The sequence below is a fragment of the Nakamurella endophytica genome (genome assembly GCF_014646215.1).
In the GTDB taxonomy this organism is placed as follows: domain Bacteria; phylum Actinomycetota; class Actinomycetes; order Mycobacteriales; family Nakamurellaceae; genus Nakamurella; species Nakamurella endophytica.
Genome location: NZ_BMNA01000002.1, coordinates 17,046 through 33,106 on the forward strand (window position 1 = coordinate 17,046; position 16,061 = coordinate 33,106).

The window sequence follows — 16,061 nt, forward strand, 5'->3', positions numbered from 1 at the left end:
GCGGCCGGGTGGGACGGGACGGGCGTGTGACGGCGACGACGGACGAGTTGGGCCGGCGGGGTGAGGACCTGGCGGTCGGCTTCCTGGAACGGCAGGGTCTGGTGGTGATCTCGCGGAACTGGCGGTGCCGCGAGGGCGAGATCGACGTGGTGGCCACGGACGGCATCGATCAGGTGGTCTTCTGCGAGGTGAAGACCCGGTCGGGGACCGGGTTCGGGACGCCGGCGGAGTCGGTGACCCCGGACAAGCGGCGCAGGTTGCGCCGGTTGGCGCAGCTGTACCTGTCGCAGCACGTGGACCGGTGGGTGCGCGTGCGGTTCGACGTGGTGGCGGTGCTGTGCCGGCCTGGTGTGCCGCCGACGGTCGAGCACGTGCGGGCGGCGTTCTGATGGCGCTGGCGCGGACGTGGTCGGTGGCGCTGTCCGGGGTGACCGGCCAGCTGGTGGCGGTGGAGGCGGACCTGGCGCCGGGGCTGCCCGGGACGACGGTGATCGGGCTGGGCGACGCGGCGGTGGTGCAGGCCCGGGACCGGGTCCGCGCGGCGGTGCTGAACTCTGGCCACAAGTGGCCGGAGAAGCGCATCACCGTGGCGCTGTCACCGGCCGGGGTGCCCAAGCGCGGCGCCGGGTACGACCTGGCGATGGCCGTGGCGCTGCTGGCGGCCGCGGGCGTCGTCGGCCCGCAGGCCCTGGGCGAGACGGTGCTGCTGGGCGAGCTCGGCCTGGACGGCAGTGTCCGGCCGGTGCGCGGGGTGCTGCCGAGCCTGCTGGTGGCACGGACGGCGGGCCGGACGGCGGCGGTGGTCCCGCACGGCAACCTGTCCGAGGCGGCGCTGGCCACCGGGATGCAGGTCCGCGGCGTCGACACCCTGCGCGATCTGGTCGACCATCTGCGCGGCGCCGCACCGGGACTGAGCGTGCCCGGACCGGCCGCGGCCCCGCCGGACGGCTCCGGACCGGATATGGCCGACGTGCTCGGCCAGCCCGAAGCCAGAGTGGCGCTCGAGCTGGCTGCGGCCGGCGGGCACCACCTGGCGATGATCGGGCCGCCGGGTGCCGGCAAGACCATGCTCGCGGCACGGTTGCCGGGCCTGCTGCCGCCGCTGGACCCGGCGGACGCGCTTGAGGTCACCGCCGTGCACTCGGTCGCCGGTTCGCTGGACGAGTCGACCCCGCTGATCACCAGGCCGCCGTTCGTCGACCCGCACCACTCGGCCTCCCTGGCCGCCGTCGTCGGCGGCGGATCCGGCCTCATCCGGCCCGGAGCCGTCAGCCTCGCCCACCGCGGCGTGCTCTTCCTCGACGAGGCGCCGGAGTTCCGGCCCACCGTGCTGGACGCGCTGCGCCAGCCCATGGAGTCGGGACTGGTCCTGGTGGCCCGGGCGTCCGGTGCCGTGCGGTTCCCCGCCCGGTTCCAGCTCGTGCTGGCCGCGAACCCGTGTCCGTGCGCGGCCGCCAAGGACGTCGACTGCACGTGCCCGAGCCAGGTCCGTCGGCGCTACCTGGGCCGGATCTCCGGGCCACTGCTGGATCGGGTCGACATCCGGCTAGACCTGCCGCCGCTCGACCCGGCGGCGCTGACCGCCGGTCTCGACGATCCACCGATCGGGTCGGGGGCCGGCGCGACGGGACGCGGTGTCGGCGACCCCGAGCCGTCCGCGGCCATCCGGGAGCGGGTCCGGGCGGCCCGGCACCGGGCGGCGGAGCGCTGGTCCGGCCGGCCCTGGCGGTGCAACGCCGAGGTGCCGGGGTCGGAGCTCCGACGTGCCTGGCGTCCCCGAGGTCGGGCGGCGGCGCTGCTGCACCGGGCGGCGGACAGCGGGGTGCTGACCGGTCGTGGGTACGACCGGGTGCTCCGGCTGGCCTTCACCAGCGCCGACCTGGCCGGGCGCCCGGAACCCGGCGAGACCGACGTCGCGACGGCGCTGGCACTGCGCTGCGGGGAGGCGGCATGACCGCCGCTGCGCGGGAGAGGACGGTCGAGGCCGACGGTCCCCGTGTCGCCGGCGGCGGCGTGGACAGCGAGGTCCGGTGCGCACGGGCCGCGCTGCTCCGGGTCGCCGAGCCGCCGGCGCCCGCGGTGCTGCGGCTGATCGACCGCCGCGGTCCGGTCGACGCCTGGCAGCGGATCCGCGCCGGCGCGGTCGACGACGACGTCCTGTCCGCCACCGCGGCGCGTCTCGCGGGCCGGTCGGCGGGCGAGCTGGGCGACCTGGTCGCCGCCGACCTGGCGTCCGCCGCGGCGGTCGGTGCGCGACTGGTCGTCCCCGAGGATCCCGAGTGGCCGGCCGCGGCGGTCTCCGCGCTGCGCACCCGCGGCCCGCGCGCGGCCGGGCAGCGCGCGGATCCGGTGGCGCTGTGGGTGCGCGGTGGGTCGCTGTCCGCGCTGCCGTCGGACGGGATCACGGTGGTCGGGTCACGGGCGAGCACGCCCTACGGGCAGCGGCTGGCGACGGATCTCGGCCATCGGGTGGCGGCGGCCGGGTTGACGGTCGTCTCCGGGGCCGCGTTCGGTATCGACGCGGCGGCGCACCGCGGCGCGCTGGCCGCGGCCGTGCCGGGCACCGCGACGGTGGCCGTCCTGGCGTGTGGCATCGACCAGGCCTACCCGGTCGCCCACCGGGAGCTGATCGAGGCGGTCGCCGCGGCCGGTGCGGTGGTGAGCGAGTACCCGCCCGGTACCCGGCCCGCTCGGCACCGCTTCCTGGTCCGGAATCGGCTGATCGCCGCGCTCGGCGCCGGCACGGTGGTCGTCGAGGCGGGGCGGCGATCGGGGACGCTGTCGACCGCCTGCGAGGCCGCGGAACTGCACCGTCTGGTCATGGCGCTGCCCGGCCCCGTCACGTCGGCGCTGTCGGTGGGGTGCCACCGGCTCATCGCCGACGGCGCGGCCCTACTGGTCACCGGGGCCGACGACGTCCTGTCGCTGCTGCGACCGGACCGGTCGGCGGCGCAGGACGGGCTGTGGTCGATCGACGAGGACCGTCCCACCGACGGGCTCGACCCGGAGGCCCTCCGAGTCTACGACGCCCTGGATCCGCGACGGGCGCGGACGGTCGCCGACGTGGCCGAGGACTCCGGCGTCCCGGCGCCGGCCGTGCTGTCGGCACTGGGGCTGCTCGAGGTGCGGGCATTGGCGGCGCGGCACGGCGGCGGGACCTGGCGTCGTGCCGGGTGAGCCCGGCCCGGGCATCTGCGGCGCGACCGTCCTCGTCGCCGACCTCGGGACGAGGTCAGCGCCAGATGCCCCGGTCGCCGTCCGCGGTCGCCAGCAGGAACCATGCCGTCGCCGCCGTGGAGGAGTCGTTGGTGTAGCCGGTCGCCGGGTCGGCGGTGGTGACGGCGGGGAACGAGCCGTCCGGGCGCTGGGCCGGGGCCGCGGCGCCGACGGTGGCCTCGGCGGCCACGGTGTCACCGTGCCGCAGCTGGGCCAGGGCGACACCGAAGGAACCCTCGAACCAGACCGTCGGCACGGGGTGCGGCATCGACGGCTGGCTGCGGAAGGTCAGGTATCCCCCGGCGCCGCCGTCGGAGACGGCGAACGCCGCGGTGTGGCTGAGCGCCTGGGCGGACAGGTCGGACCGCCCGATCCGGTCGAGGAACAGGGCGCCCCACGAGTTGACGTCGAGCGGGTCGGTGTCGTCCGGTTCCTGCGCCGACACGCCCTGCCGGAAACGTCCCTCGGTGGCGTTCCAGCACACCTGCAGCAGGCCGGCGCGGATCCGGTCGGCCCGCTGGGCGCAGTCGCCGCAGGCCAGCACGGTGGACGCTGCGGTGAACGCCTGCCAGGCGTCCAGGTTGTGCTCCGTGGACATCCAGGCGATGGCGGCGGCCGGGTCGAAGGTGCCGCCGACGTCCTCGCCGAAGCCTCCGGTCAGCAACCCGGCGTTCGGACCGGCGGTGGTCTGCTGCGCGGCCAGCCAGTCGAGGCCGCGGCGGGCAGCCGTGGCGGCCGCCTGGTTGCGTGCGGTGCCTGGGGCGCTCCATCGGACGTAGGCGACGAGGGCGGCCGTGGCGACCGCGACGTTCCCGGTGCGGTACATCGCCTGGCCGCCGGCGGGATTCCACTGGCCGGCGGACGAGACGAAGGCGCCGGCCTGCGGCCCGGTCGGGGTCTGCAGCGCCATCAGCCCGTCGGCCAGCCGGTCGGCGGTGGCGTCGTCGCCCACGGCGAGCGCGGCCTGCAGCGCCAGCGCCTGGTCGTAGGTGTAGGTGCGGTCCGCGCCGGCCGTCGACCGGATCAGCCCGGTGTCCGGCGCCCACTCGGCCAGAACGACGGGAGCGGCCCCGCGCTCGTCCACCAGCTGCACGGACTTGGCGCCCGGTGCGCTCGACGAGAACTCGAAGGAGCCGTCCGCCGTGGCCGGCGCGGTGCCGACCGGGTAGGTGCGGTCGGTGGTGGCGAACAGCCGGAGCTCGAGGCCGGGGTAGCGGGCACCCGCAGGCCAGCGGTCCCCGGACGGGGCGTAGCCAGCGGTCGCGTCCAGGACACCGAACTCCCAGCGGCCCGCGCCCGGATCCGTGACCGACGACAGGTCGAGCGACCAGGTGCCGTCCGGCTGCACCAGCGTCTGCAGCGGAACCTGCCGGACGGTGCCGTCCTCGTCCCGGTACACCTGGATGATCCAGCGGTTCGCCGTCGGCGCCAGCGTCACGCTCCCGCGGACCACGCCCCGGTAGCCGGTCTCCCCGACAGCGGTGACGATCGCCGGGTCGACCACCACGGTCCCGGGCGTGGCGTCGGGCAGCGTGGTACCCGACGGGGCCGTCCACCGGCCCCGGACGGGACCGGTCCACGCCGCGTCGTACGGCCGGGCCGGCGTGACGGTGCCGCCCGTGGTCGCCGTGGAGGACTGCATCATCGAGCGCAACCAGGCCCACGCCCGCTGCTGCGCGGCGGACGAGGCGCTCGGGGACGTCGGCGCGGCTGGTGCCGCGGCGCCGGCCAGCTGGCCCGCGGTGGGCAGCGGTGTGCTCATCGAGGGCATCGGGTCACCCTCCGTCCGTGCTTCGGCGGCCGCCGTGCCGGTCAGAGCGAGGCCGGCGACCAGAGCCACCGTCGTGGCCGAGACGACCAGGCGTCGCAGTCGGGCAGGGCGGTGCTCCGGCGTGGACAGGATGCCGCCCGACCGGGCCGGTGCGGGAGCCGGGACGCTGTCGTGCACCTGTCGGCGGCGGAGCCACCGGCCTCGGCGCATGGGAGCACTCCTCGTCTCGACGTCCTGGGTAGGAGCCAACCGTAATCACCCGTCAGCTATGTCGGAGCGTGTTGACCGAACTACGTAGCGTTAGAAACGATCGAGTGGCGGATCGGCCGCGTCGCTTGCCGTTCGAGTGGCGCCGGTGCACTGTCCGTGACATGTCGAGTCCGTCGGGAACCAGGGCGCAGGCTCCGGACCTGCCGCCGGGGCTGGCAGAGGCGCGCGCGGCCTTCCTGACCCACCTGCACGCCGAGCGCAACCTGTCGCCGGCGACGGTCCGTGCCTACGCCACCGACGTCGCCGGACTCCTCGACCACCTCGTCCGGCTCCACGGCGGCCGTCCGGTGACCCTGGACGATCTGGATCTCGCGGGGCTGCGCAGCTGGCTCGCTTGGCAACGGAGCACCGGAGCGGCCCGCTCGTCGATCGCTCGGCGTGCGGCGGCGGCGCGGACCTTCACCGCGTGGTCGCAGCGGACCGGACGCGCCCGCGCCGACGCCGGAGCGCGGTTGCGCTCGCCGTCCCCGGACCGCAGGCTGCCGGCCATCCTGCAGCCCGACCAGGCGGCGGCATTGCTGACCACCAGGACCCCCGGCCCTCCCGGCCCTACCGGCGGTACCGGCGCAGCCGGCGGTACCAGCGCAGCCAGCGGTACCGGCGCCACGGAGGGGGCCCGCCCGGGAGTCGCCGGCGATCTTGCTGCGGACGCGGAAGCTGCGCCGGATGCGCCGCGACCTCCTTCGCGCTCCCATTGCGGGACCGCCGACCTCGTCGACGCCGGGACCGATGGTGCCGCGGCGGCGGGGGACGGTGCGGCCGACCGGACACCCGCGCAGGCCGCGCGCGAGCGCGCACTCGACCTGCGGGACCAGGCCGTCCTGGAGCTGCTGTACGCGAGCGGTGTGCGGGTGTCCGAACTGGTCGGCCTGGACGTCACCGACGTCGACCGGCGGCGGCAGGTCGTCACGGTGATGGGCAAGGGTGCGAAGCAACGGGTCGTCCCGTTCGGCGTTCCGGCGCGGCGGGCGCTGGACCTGTGGCTCGACGTCGGCCGCCCGGAGCTCGCCACGGACGGGTCCGGTGCCGCGGTGTTCCTCGGAGCCCGCGGCCGCCGGATGGACCAGCGGGCCGTGCGGACCTTGGTGGACCGCCGGACCCGGGCGGTACCCGGTGCCCCGCGGCTCGCCCCGCACGGTCTGCGACACACCGCCGCCACGCATCTGCTGGACGGTGGAGCGGACCTGCGCGTGGTGCAGGAGCTGCTCGGCCACGCCAGCCTGGCAAGCACCCAGATCTACACGCACGTGTCCGCCGAGAAGCTGCGAGCCGTGTACCGGCAGGCGCACCCGCGAGCCTGAGTGTCTCCGGGGACCGTCTCCGGTGACCCCACGGCACGTCCCGGGGCGTTGGCCGTCCTGGAGACGCCTGTCGGTCGCGGCCGGCTGAACCACCCGGATGGCGACTTCTCGACCGCCCCACGGTCGGCCGGGGCCGACGGGCGGACCGCCGCACACGGGTCCGGCTACCGGGCGGGGGCCGTACCGAGCTCACCCGGACACCCAGGGCTTGAGCCGGACGTGCAGGCCGGTGAGCAAAGTCATCGGATCCAGGTAGCTGCCGTCGGGCAGCCGAGCCCCCCAGTGCAGGCAGCTCGCGGTGCCGCACGGCGGATGTCCCGCTTCCAGCCGACCGATGAGCTGCCCGGCCGTCACGGCCTCGCCGGCGTGCACGGTGGCGGTCACCGGCTCGTAGGTGGTGCGGAGGCCGCCGCTGTGCTGCACGGACACCACGCCGCGCCCGGCGAGCCGTCCGGCGTAGACCACCGTGCCGGCGCCGGCCGTGTCCACCGCGGCGCCGGTGCTGCCGGCCAGGTCGACGCCGCGGTGACCGGGTCCGTACCGGTGCGCCGGCGCCCGGAAGGGCGTCAGGACCACCGGCGGCGGTGGCAGCGGCAGCCGGAACCGGCGGGACGTCGGCGCCTCCGCGCTGCGCGGTCCGGCGCGGGCCGTGCCGGTGCCGACCGCGTCACCTGCCGGCCTGCCGGGCCCGACCCCGACTACCGGCGGGAACACCTGGAGACCGACCACGAGCACGGGCCGCGCCGTCTGGGACACCGTCCACGTGGTCGGCGCCGCGGACAGCGACCGCTCCGACGGGCCCGTGGGAACCGGCCGTTCCGGAGGCGTGGAGGGTCGGGCGCCGGAGATCCGCCCTTCGGGCGCCACCGCCGCTGCGTGTCCGGTACCCGACCGGGACGGCGGTCCGGCGCCGACGGTCGGCTCGCCGGCTCGGAACGCGCTGAGCCCGTCCTGCACCCGACCGTCCCGCACCGCAGGTGCCGCCTCCACCCGGGGCGGCGACGAGCACATCGGGACGACCAACGTCACCAGCAGCAGCAGCAGGAGTCCGATCCGGGAGTGCAGTGTCACGGGAGCCGATGCTGCGCGGGCAGCGGCAGCTGCTCCACCAGGGGCGCCGCCGCTGTGGACAACCCGGGCCGTTGGGGATCACCGATCCACGCCGGGCGGCCGCGACCGAGGGCGGACGGCCGCGGGCGACCCGGCAGGCCCGCCCGACGGGCCGGCGCACATCGGCCCCGCCCACGAGACGACGCACATCGGGCTCACCCACGGGACGGCGCACACCGGGCGCACCCAATGAGACGGTGCACGTCGGGCCCACCACGGGGCGGTGCGCACCGGGTCCGGTCGACGGGCCGTTGTGCGACCGTCGCACCCGGTGTGAGCAGGGGCGACGATTCGCCCGCCGGCCCCGTCGCGGGTACGCTGGCGGTGCGGCCGACTCCGGTCGGTCGACTTCGCACGCCCTGTTGCCACCGCGGACGAACCACCATCCGCACCGGCCGGCGCGCACCGAGGTCCCACGCACCGCAGCCCGAGGCTGCGACCTGCGCGGGCGGTGTGCCCGAGGGCGTCAGGGCCCGTCGCCACCCCGGCGCCGGGCGACAACCGAACCGCGGTCCGGTTCGGCGGGTCCTCCCGCCGCCGGTCCCGCATGCCCGCACGGGCACGGACGAGAAAGGACGGCCGCTCATGGCTGTCGTCACCATGCGCCAGCTGCTGGACGCCGGTGTCCACTTCGGGCACCAGACCCGGCGCTGGAACCCGAAGATGAAGCGATTCATCTTCACCGAGCGCAACGGCAACTACGTCATCGATCTGCAGCAGACGCTGACGTACATCGACAAGGCGTTCGAGTTCGTCAAGGAGACCGTCGCCCACGGCGGCACGATCCTGTTCGTCGGCACGAAGCGCCAGGCGCAGGAGGCCATCGCCGAGCAGGCGACGCGGGTCTCCATGCCGTACGTCAACCAGCGCTGGCTGGGCGGCATGCTCACCAACTTCTCGACGGTGCACAAGCGCCTGCAGCGGCTGAAGGACCTCGAGGCCATGGAGACCTCGGGCGAGTTCGCCGGCCGCACCAAGAAGGAGGTGCTGCTGCTGACCCGCGAGAAGGACAAGCTGGCCAAGACCCTCGGCGGCATCCGGGACATGGCCAAGGTCCCGTCCGCGGTGTGGGTGGTGGACACCAAGAAGGAGCACATCGCCGTTGGCGAGGCCCGCAAGCTGGGTATCCCGGTCGTCGCCGTGCTCGACACGAACTGCGACCCCGACGAGGTCGACTACCCGGTGCCGGGCAACGACGACGCCATCCGGTCGGCGTCGCTGCTGACTCGGGTCGTCGCGGAGGCCGTCGCCGAAGGTCTGCTGGCTCGCAGCGGCGGGCTGGCCGGCGTCGCCGGCGCCGAGGAGCCCATGGCCGAGTGGGAACGCGAGCTGCTCGAGAGCGGCGCCGCGGCCCCCGCCGCGGAGGTGTCCCAGGACGCCACCGCGCCGGCTCCCGCCGCCGAGTCCGCCGAGTCGGGCGAGCCGCAGCAGCAGGGCTGATCCCGCTCCGCACCGGCCGCGCTGCACCGCCGACGGCGGCGGCGCGGCCGGTGCGCGCCCCCACCGGTCCCGTCCGGCCACCCCGGTGCGGACCGGCACGACTTTCCAGGCCGTTTCAGAGAGGACGCACCACCCGTGGCGAACTACACAGCCGCCGACGTCAAGAAGCTCCGGGAGCTCACCGGGGCCGGATTCATGGACTGCAAGAAGGCGCTCGAGGAGACCGACGGCGACTACGACAAGGCCGTCGAGTACCTGCGCATCAAGAGCTCGAAGAACGCCTCCAAGCGGGCCGAGCGCACCACCGCCGAGGGCCTCGTCGCCGCCAGCGGCCACGCCCTGATCGAGCTCAACTCGGAGACCGACTTCGTCGCCAAGAACGACGACTTCCAGCAGCTGGGCGCGAAGATCGCGAAGGCCGCGGAGTCCTCCGACGGTTCGGTGGACGGCGTGCTGGCCGCCCCGCTGGACGGCGGGACAGTGGCCGACGCGATCGAGGCGCTGGCCGGTCGGATCGGTGAGAAGCTGGTCCTCAACCGCGTCGCCAAGTTCGACGGCGACACCGCCGTCTACCTGCACCGCCGGTCGCAGGACCTGCCGCCGTCGATCGGTGTGCTGGTCCAGTACACGGGCGACGGCGAGGCGGCGGCCGAGGCCGCCCGCGGCGCCGCGATGCAGATCTCCGCGCTGAGCGCCAAGTACGTGTCCCGCGACGAGGTCCCGGCCGAGGTGCTCGAGTCGGAGCGGCGCATCGCCGAGGGCATCGCCCGCGAGGAGGGCAAGCCGGAGGCGGCGCTGCCCAAGATCGTCGAGGGTCGTATCAACGGCTTCTACAAGAACGCCGTGCTGGGCGAGCAGTCCTCCGTCCGCGACCCGAAGAAGACGGTTGCCGCGGTGCTGCAGGAGGCGGACGTGACGGTGACCCGGTTCGTCCGGTTCGAAGTCGGCACGGCCTGATCTTCGCGGCGTCCGCCGGCCGGGTTCCCGGCCGGCGGACGCCCGCAGGACGCACACCGCCGGGTGCGGGCCGTACCGCGGCCCGCGCCCGGAGCACCGAAGGGAACCGGATGACCAGCACAGACGCCGCCACGGCGGCGACCGACGGGGTGCGCCGGCCGTTCCGGCGGGTCATGCTCAAGCTCGGCGGCGAGATGTTCGGCGGCGGCCAGGTCGGCGTGGATCCCACCGTCGTCAAGCTGGTCGCCCGGCAGATCGCCGACGTGGTGCGCACCGGCGTCCAGGTCGCCGTGGTCATCGGCGGCGGCAACTTCTTCCGGGGCGCGCAGCTGCAGGAGGAGGGCATGGACCGGGCCCGCTCCGACTACATGGGCATGCTCGGCACCGTCATGAACTGCCTGGCCCTGCAGGACTTCCTCGAGCGGGAGCAGCAACTGGACACCCGCGTGCAGACCGCCATCACGATGGGTCAGGTCGCCGAGCCGTACATCCCGCGCCGCGCCGTCCGGCACCTGGAGAAGGGCCGCGTCGTGATCTTCGGCGCCGGTGTCGGCATGCCGTACTTCTCCACCGACACCACGGCCGCGCAGCGCGCGCTGGAGATCGGCGCCGAGGTGGTGCTGATGGCCAAGGCCGTCGACGGTGTCTTCGACGCCGACCCGCGCCGGGTGGCCGGTGCCACCATGTACCACCACATCACGCACCAGGAGGTCCTGGAGCGCGGCCTGCAGGTGGCCGATGCGACGGCGTTCAGCCTGTGCAAGGACAACGGGATGCCGATGATCGTGTTCAACCTGCTCGTCGATGGCAATATCGCCAGGGCCGTGGGTGGGGAGCCCGTCGGCACGCTGGTGTCCACCCCCTCCGGGTCCGACCCCGCCTGACCGAGCAGCACCAGGGAGAGCAATGAGCGAGCAGATCGACGAGGCGCTGCTGGACGCCGAGGAGCGCATGGAGAAGGCGGTGTCCGTCGCCAAGGACGACCTCGCCACGCTGCGGACGGGTCGGGCCAACCCGAACACCTTCTCCCGCGTCGTCATCGACTACTACGGGGCGCCCACGCCGCTCCCGCAGATGGCGTCCATCAACGTGCCGGAGGCGCGGATGGCGGTCATCAAGCCGTACGACGCCAGCCAGCTCCGCAACATCGAGAAGGCCATCCGGGATTCCGACCTCGGCGTCAACCCGGGCACCGACGGCACCGTGATCCGCGTGGTGTTCCCGCAGCTCACCGAGGAACGCCGGCGCGAGCTCGGCCGGACCGCCCGGGCCAAGGGCGAGGACGCCAAGGTGTCCGTCCGCAACATCCGGCGCCGCGCGAAGGAGGCGCTGGACAAGCTCGTCAAGGACGGCGAGTCCGGCGAGGACGAGGTCGCCCGCGCGGAGAAGGAACTGCAGGCGGTGACCGACCGCTACACGGCCGCCGTGGACGAACTGGTGCGGAACAAGGAAGCCGAGCTGCTCGAGGTCTGATGGGCGCGGAGTCCGGAACGGGCGCAACAGCGGCGAAGCCGTCCCGCGCGGGTCGCAACCTGCCCGTCGCCATCGGGGTCGGGCTGGGCCTGGGCGTCGTCATCGTCGGCTGCCTGGTGCTGTTCCGGCAGGGCTTCCTGGTGATCATCGCGGCCGCCATCGGCGCCGCCCTCTGGGAGTTGCGGGGCACCCTCGCTGCCGCTCGCGGCATCCGGTTGGCGTGGATCCCCGTCGCGCTGGGCAGCGTCGCCACCGTGGTGCTGGCCTGGCCGTACGGGCACCGGGCGCAGGTCGTGGGCATGGCGGTCACCGCGCTGGTGGTGCTCGCCTGGCGGTTCGCCGGCGGCGCGAGCGGCTACCTGGTCGACGTCGCGGCGTCGTTCTTCGCGCTGGTCTACCTGGGGCTGTTCGCCTCGTTCGCCGCCCTGCTGGTCGCCCCACCCGACGGCTCCCGGCGCGTGCTGGTCTTCCTGATCTGCGTGGTGTGCTCCGACACCGGCGGATACGCCGCCGGCGCGCTGCTCGGCCGGCATCCGATGGCACCGCGCATCTCGCCGAAGAAGTCGTGGGAGGGGTTCGTCGGCTCGCTGGTCGTCGCCGGCGTCGGCGGCGCGCTGTCCCTCTCGCTCCTGCTGCACCGGCCGTGGTGGGAGGGTGCCGTCGTGGGCGTCGTCCTCGCCGTGGTGGCGACGACGGGGGACCTGGCCGAATCGCTGATCAAGCGCGACCTGGGCGTCAAGGACATGGGGACCCTGCTCCCGGGCCACGGCGGCATCATGGACCGGCTCGACTCGCTGCTGCCCTCGGCGGTGGTGTCCTGGATCCTGCTGTCGCTGTTCGTGCCGCTGCCCTGACGGTCGTCCGCGCGCCGACCGGTCAGCCGGCCCGCCAGTAGTTGAGCCCGTCCGACGCGCGGGCGCAGCGGTACTGCCGGCCGTCGGCGCCCGTCCCGGTCATGGTGCGGTTGAGGCAGCCGCCGCCGTCGGTCACCGGCCGCCAGCGCAGGGTGCCGTCCCGCTGGTCGTGCTGGCAGTAGGCGGTACCGGTGGCGGTCTCGATGCGCTGCCCGAGGGCAGGACAGGCGGCTGCCGGGACGGTTCTGGTGGCGGCCGTGGCGGACGATCCGGAGCTGGTCGCGGGTGTGGCGGACGCGGACGTGTCCGTCCGCGTGGCCGTGGAGCCCGGCGTCGCCGGCACGGTGCGACGCGATGGTGGGACGGTGCCGGTCGGTGTGCTGCTCGGTCTGCTTGCCGTCGCGGGTGCCGGGACCGCTCCGGACCGTGGCCGTGGTGTTTCCGAGGCGGGGGTCGACGGTCGGGGTCGGGACTCCGTCCGGGCCCCGAGGGCGCGGCCGTCCGTCGTCCACGGCGTGGGTGTCGTCGACGGCGTGCGTGTCGCCGCCGGCGTGGACGTCGTGGCCGGGGTGGGTGTCGTGGCCGGCGTGGGAGTGGTGGCCGGCGGGGACGCGGCGGCCGGCGACCCGGTGCCGGTGGGCGACGGGGAGGCAGGCGGGTTGCTGGTCGACATCGGCAGCTGATCGGTGACGGCCGCGCCGGTCGCCGCCTGCGGTGGGGCGACGACCTGGATGGGCGCCGGACTGGTGGCGACACTGGATGCCGGCCCGTTCGACGGAACGGTGCCGGGGTCGGTCGAGGTCGCCGTCGACCAAGGGCCCAGCACACCTCCCTCGGGGGCACCCGTCAGCGCGCCCGTCCGGGTCGACCGGCCGATGCTCAGCACCAGACCGACGAGCACCCCGAGGGTGACCGCCACGGCCGCCGATGCCAGCAGCACGGCCCACCGCCGCCCGGCGGGCGCGCCCGCGGACGTCACGGCACGGTCCTCGACGCCATCCGGATCGCCTCCGTCCCGCGCGCCCGGGGCCCGGCCCGCCGGGTCGCGGGAACGGCCGTCCGAGCGAGTCGCGACTCGTCGTCGGCCGGAGACTACGGCCGCGCGGCACGCCGGTGGCGACGCAGCGCCGGTGTCGATCCGCCGTGGCGCGCCGGTGTCGCTCCGCCAGGCAGCGAGGTGACGATGCGCGACGCACCGTCACCGCGCCTGTTCAGGGGCCGTGTCGGACCGCTGTGGCAGGGTGAGCGCCATGTGCGAGCACCCGCCGTCCGCCGCGCCCGGTCTTCCGCAGTACCCGGGCGCTGAAAGGCTCGTCGAGTCCGTCGCCGGTCAGGCGCTGGCCCTGCGCGGGCTGACCAAGGTGTTCGACGGGCGCACCGTGGTGGACCACATCGACCTCGACGTGCCCGCCGGCTCGTTCTTCGGACTCGTCGGGCCCAACGGGGCGGGCAAGACGACCACGCTGTCCATGGTCACCGGCCTGCTGCGTCCGGACGGGGGCCGGGTCGTCCTCGCCGGCGTGGACGTGTGGGCCGACCCGGTCACGGCCAAGACCAGGATGGGCGTGCTGCCCGACGGACTGCGCCTGTTCGAGCGGCTCTCCGGCAGCGAGTTGCTGTCCTACATCGGCCGGCTGCGCGGGATCGACGCGGCGACGGTGCGGTCCAGGGCCGCGGAGCTGATGGCGGTGCTGGACCTCGCCGACGCCGGCACCAAATTGGTCGCCGACTACTCGACCGGCATGCGCAAGAAGATCACCCTGGCGGCCGCGCTGCTGCACTCTCCGCCCGTCCTGCTGCTCGACGAGCCGTTGGAGGCGGTGGACCCGGTGTCGGCCAGGGCGATCCGGACGGTGCTGACCCGGTACACCCAGGCGGGCGGCACCGTGGTGTTCTCGTCGCACGTGATGGCGCTGGTGGAGAACCTGTGCAGCCACGTCGCCGTGATGAGCCGCGGCCGCATCGTGGCGGCCGGCGTCGTCGCCGAGGTGCGCGGGGCCGCGCCGTCGCTGGAGGACGCCTTCCTGCACCTGGTCGGCGCCGACGACGCGGGGATGGGGGGGCTGCAGTGGTTGGGGTCTTCGTCGGGCTGAAGTGGCGGCTGGTGACCAGCCGGATCCGGGCGACGCGCGGTGGCACCCGGGCCGCGCTCATCGTCGGCTGGTGCCTGGCCGTCGTGGCGCTCGGCTTGGTGGTGTTCGGGCTGGTGCTGCTGCGGTCCCGGCCGGACGCGGCGGTGGTCGCGGTGTCGACGCTGTTCTCCGCGCAGTTCCTGTCCTGGGGGCTGGCGCCGCTGGTCGCCTTCGGCGTGGACGAGACCGTCGACCCGTCCCGGTTCGCGCTGCTGCCGCTGCGGCCCGCCACGTTGCAGCGGGGGCTGCTCGCCACGGCGCTGGTGGGTTACCTGCCGGTCGCCAACCTGGTGCTGCTGCTCGGCGCCGCGGTGGCGCTGTCGCCGCGGTGGTGGATGCTGCTGCTGGCGGTGCCGTGTGCGGTGGTGCAGCTGATCCTCTGCGTCACATTCTCCCGGGCGCTGTCGACCGCGATGTCCGGCCTCATGTCCGGGCGGCGCGGCCGCGACCTCGGCGTCATGGTCGGGTTCGCCGTCTTCGTCCTGTACATGGGGCTGTCCTGGACCCTGAACAGGGCAGGTTCCAGCGTGGGCCTGCAGGGCGGTCTGACCACCGTGGGCCGCAGCCTGGCCTGGGGGCCACCGGGGGCCCTCGCCGCGCTGCCCAGCCGGGTGGCCGACGGCCGCTGGGCCGCAGCCGGGATCGGCCTCCTCACGGTGCTGGTCGCCCTGGCCCTGCTCTGGTGGTGGTGGGCGGCGGCGCTGCGCCGGAGCCTGACGACGGTCCCGTCCACGACGGAGGGGTCGGCGCCCGCCCATGCCTCGGCGTCCGGGACGGTCGCGGCCGACGTCACCGGGACCATGTGGCTGATGGTGCAGAGGGATCGCGTCCTGGCCTGGCGGGACCCCATGCGCCGGGCGCCGTGGCTGATCGTCGCGTTCCTGTCCATCGTGTGGCCACTGCTGGTGATCCGCGGCGCCGGGGCGGTGTTCGGCGTGGTGCTGGCCGCCGTCCTGGCCGGGACGCAGGCCGGCAACCAGTACGGCACCGAGGGCTCGGCCCTGTGGCTGCACATGGTCGCCTTCGCCGACCGGATGCGCGCCCGTGGCGAGGCCCTCGGGCACGCGGTTTTCGCGCTGATCCCCGGCGTGGCCATCGTGGTGGTGGCCTGCACGGTGCTGTCGGTCATCCGGTCGGAGCTGCACCTGCTCCCCGCGGCGCTCGGGGTGTGCCTCGGTGCCCTGACCGGATCGACCGCGATGGCCGGGTACCTGTCCGCGCGGGTGCCCTTCGCCGCCCGGCAGAGCCGGACCTCGATGTTCGCCGGATCCATCCCCGGGCAGAAGGCCAGGACGGCCGGCGCCGGCTTCGCGATCTTCGGAGCCGGAGTCGCCGCCGCCGTCGTCCCGGGGCTGCTCACCGTGCTGGCACTCACGACGAACCCGGTCTGGGGCTGGGTGGCGTTGGTGGTGGGTCCGGCCGTCGGAGTCGCCGCGATCCTGCTGTTCACCCGAGCGCAGGCACGGACCTACCTCGCCCGGACGCCCGAGATCCTGGCCGTGGTGGCGGTCGGCGACCGGTCCTGAACCGCCCGGTC

At 74.8% G+C, this 16,061-nt stretch carries 15 protein-coding genes; 12 read left to right on the forward strand and 3 right to left on the reverse strand.

Annotated features, from left to right (window positions below; all coding sequences use genetic code 11):
• The first annotated feature begins 26 nt into the window (after positions 1-26).
• The 3 genes from IEY37_RS03785 to dprA are packed head-to-tail and all read left to right on the forward strand — an operon-like array spanning position 27 to position 3,177.
• A complete protein-coding gene (locus IEY37_RS03785; protein ID WP_188940227.1) occupies positions 27-389 on the forward strand; it encodes a YraN family protein in 363 nt (120 codons plus the stop codon).
• On the forward strand, positions 389-1,954 hold the full coding sequence (locus tag IEY37_RS03790; protein ID WP_188940228.1) for a YifB family Mg chelatase-like AAA ATPase: 1,566 nt from the start codon (positions 389-391) through the stop codon (positions 1,952-1,954). The genes IEY37_RS03785 and IEY37_RS03790 overlap by 1 nt, the downstream gene beginning before the upstream one ends.
• Complete coding sequence (gene dprA / locus IEY37_RS03795) at positions 1,951-3,177, forward strand: DNA-processing protein DprA (protein WP_188940229.1); 1,227 nt, start codon at positions 1,951-1,953, stop codon at positions 3,175-3,177. The genes IEY37_RS03790 and dprA overlap by 4 nt, the downstream gene beginning before the upstream one ends.
• A gap of 55 nt (positions 3,178-3,232) precedes the next feature.
• On the opposite strand, the gene IEY37_RS03800 is transcribed toward dprA, so the two are convergent.
• A complete protein-coding gene (locus IEY37_RS03800) occupies positions 3,233-5,197 on the reverse strand; it encodes a hypothetical protein (protein WP_188940230.1) in 1,965 nt (654 codons plus the stop codon).
• Between the two features lie 161 nt (positions 5,198-5,358).
• On the opposite strand from IEY37_RS03800, the gene IEY37_RS03805 reads away from it, so the two are divergent.
• The gene (locus IEY37_RS03805; RefSeq protein ID WP_188940231.1) at positions 5,359-6,558 is read left to right on the forward strand and encodes a tyrosine-type recombinase/integrase; all 1,200 of its coding nucleotides are present in this window, start codon (positions 5,359-5,361) and stop codon (positions 6,556-6,558) included.
• 189 nt (positions 6,559-6,747) lie between these two features.
• On the opposite strand, the gene IEY37_RS03810 is transcribed toward IEY37_RS03805, so the two are convergent.
• Entirely contained in the window at positions 6,748-7,629 is an 882-nt protein-coding gene (locus tag IEY37_RS03810; protein WP_229673778.1) for a M23 family metallopeptidase, read from the reverse strand.
• 624 nt (positions 7,630-8,253) lie between these two features.
• Here IEY37_RS03810 and rpsB point away from each other — a divergent pair.
• The 5 genes from rpsB to IEY37_RS03835 all read left to right on the forward strand — a co-directional run bounded on the left by rpsB (position 8,254) and on the right by IEY37_RS03835 (position 12,392).
• Positions 8,254-9,108 carry a 30S ribosomal protein S2 gene (gene rpsB / locus IEY37_RS03815; protein WP_188940232.1) on the forward strand — a complete coding sequence of 285 codons (855 nt, stop codon included), beginning with the start codon at positions 8,254-8,256 and terminating at the stop codon, positions 9,106-9,108.
• A gap of 135 nt (positions 9,109-9,243) precedes the next feature.
• Positions 9,244-10,065: a translation elongation factor Ts gene (tsf, locus tag IEY37_RS03820; protein WP_188940233.1), complete on the forward strand. Its 822-nt coding sequence runs from the start codon at positions 9,244-9,246 to the stop codon at positions 10,063-10,065.
• Between the two features lie 110 nt (positions 10,066-10,175).
• A complete protein-coding gene (pyrH, locus tag IEY37_RS03825) occupies positions 10,176-10,949 on the forward strand; it encodes a UMP kinase (protein WP_188940234.1) in 774 nt (257 codons plus the stop codon).
• A gap of 22 nt (positions 10,950-10,971) precedes the next feature.
• Entirely contained in the window at positions 10,972-11,538 is a 567-nt protein-coding gene (frr, locus tag IEY37_RS03830; RefSeq protein ID WP_188940235.1) for a ribosome recycling factor, read from the forward strand.
• Positions 11,538-12,392 carry a phosphatidate cytidylyltransferase gene (locus IEY37_RS03835; protein ID WP_188940236.1) on the forward strand — a complete coding sequence of 285 codons (855 nt, stop codon included), beginning with the start codon at positions 11,538-11,540 and terminating at the stop codon, positions 12,390-12,392. The genes frr and IEY37_RS03835 overlap by 1 nt, the downstream gene beginning before the upstream one ends.
• A 22-nt stretch (positions 12,393-12,414) precedes the next feature.
• Here IEY37_RS03835 and IEY37_RS03840 read toward each other — a convergent pair whose 3' ends face one another.
• Entirely contained in the window at positions 12,415-12,735 is a 321-nt protein-coding gene (locus IEY37_RS03840) for a hypothetical protein (RefSeq protein ID WP_188940237.1), read from the reverse strand.
• A gap of 172 nt (positions 12,736-12,907) precedes the next feature.
• On the opposite strand from IEY37_RS03840, the gene IEY37_RS03845 reads away from it, so the two are divergent.
• From IEY37_RS03845 to IEY37_RS03855, 3 genes are all read left to right on the forward strand, one after another.
• Complete coding sequence (locus IEY37_RS03845; RefSeq protein ID WP_188940238.1) at positions 12,908-13,075, forward strand: hypothetical protein; 168 nt, start codon at positions 12,908-12,910, stop codon at positions 13,073-13,075.
• A gap of 567 nt (positions 13,076-13,642) precedes the next feature.
• On the forward strand, positions 13,643-14,485 hold the full coding sequence (locus IEY37_RS03850) for an ABC transporter ATP-binding protein (protein WP_188940779.1): 843 nt from the start codon (positions 13,643-13,645) through the stop codon (positions 14,483-14,485).
• 11 nt (positions 14,486-14,496) lie between these two features.
• Positions 14,497-16,050 (forward strand): hypothetical protein, encoded by a 1,554-nt coding sequence (locus IEY37_RS03855; RefSeq protein WP_188940239.1) that lies wholly within the window; start codon positions 14,497-14,499, stop codon positions 16,048-16,050.
• Positions 16,051-16,061 lie beyond the last annotated feature (11 nt).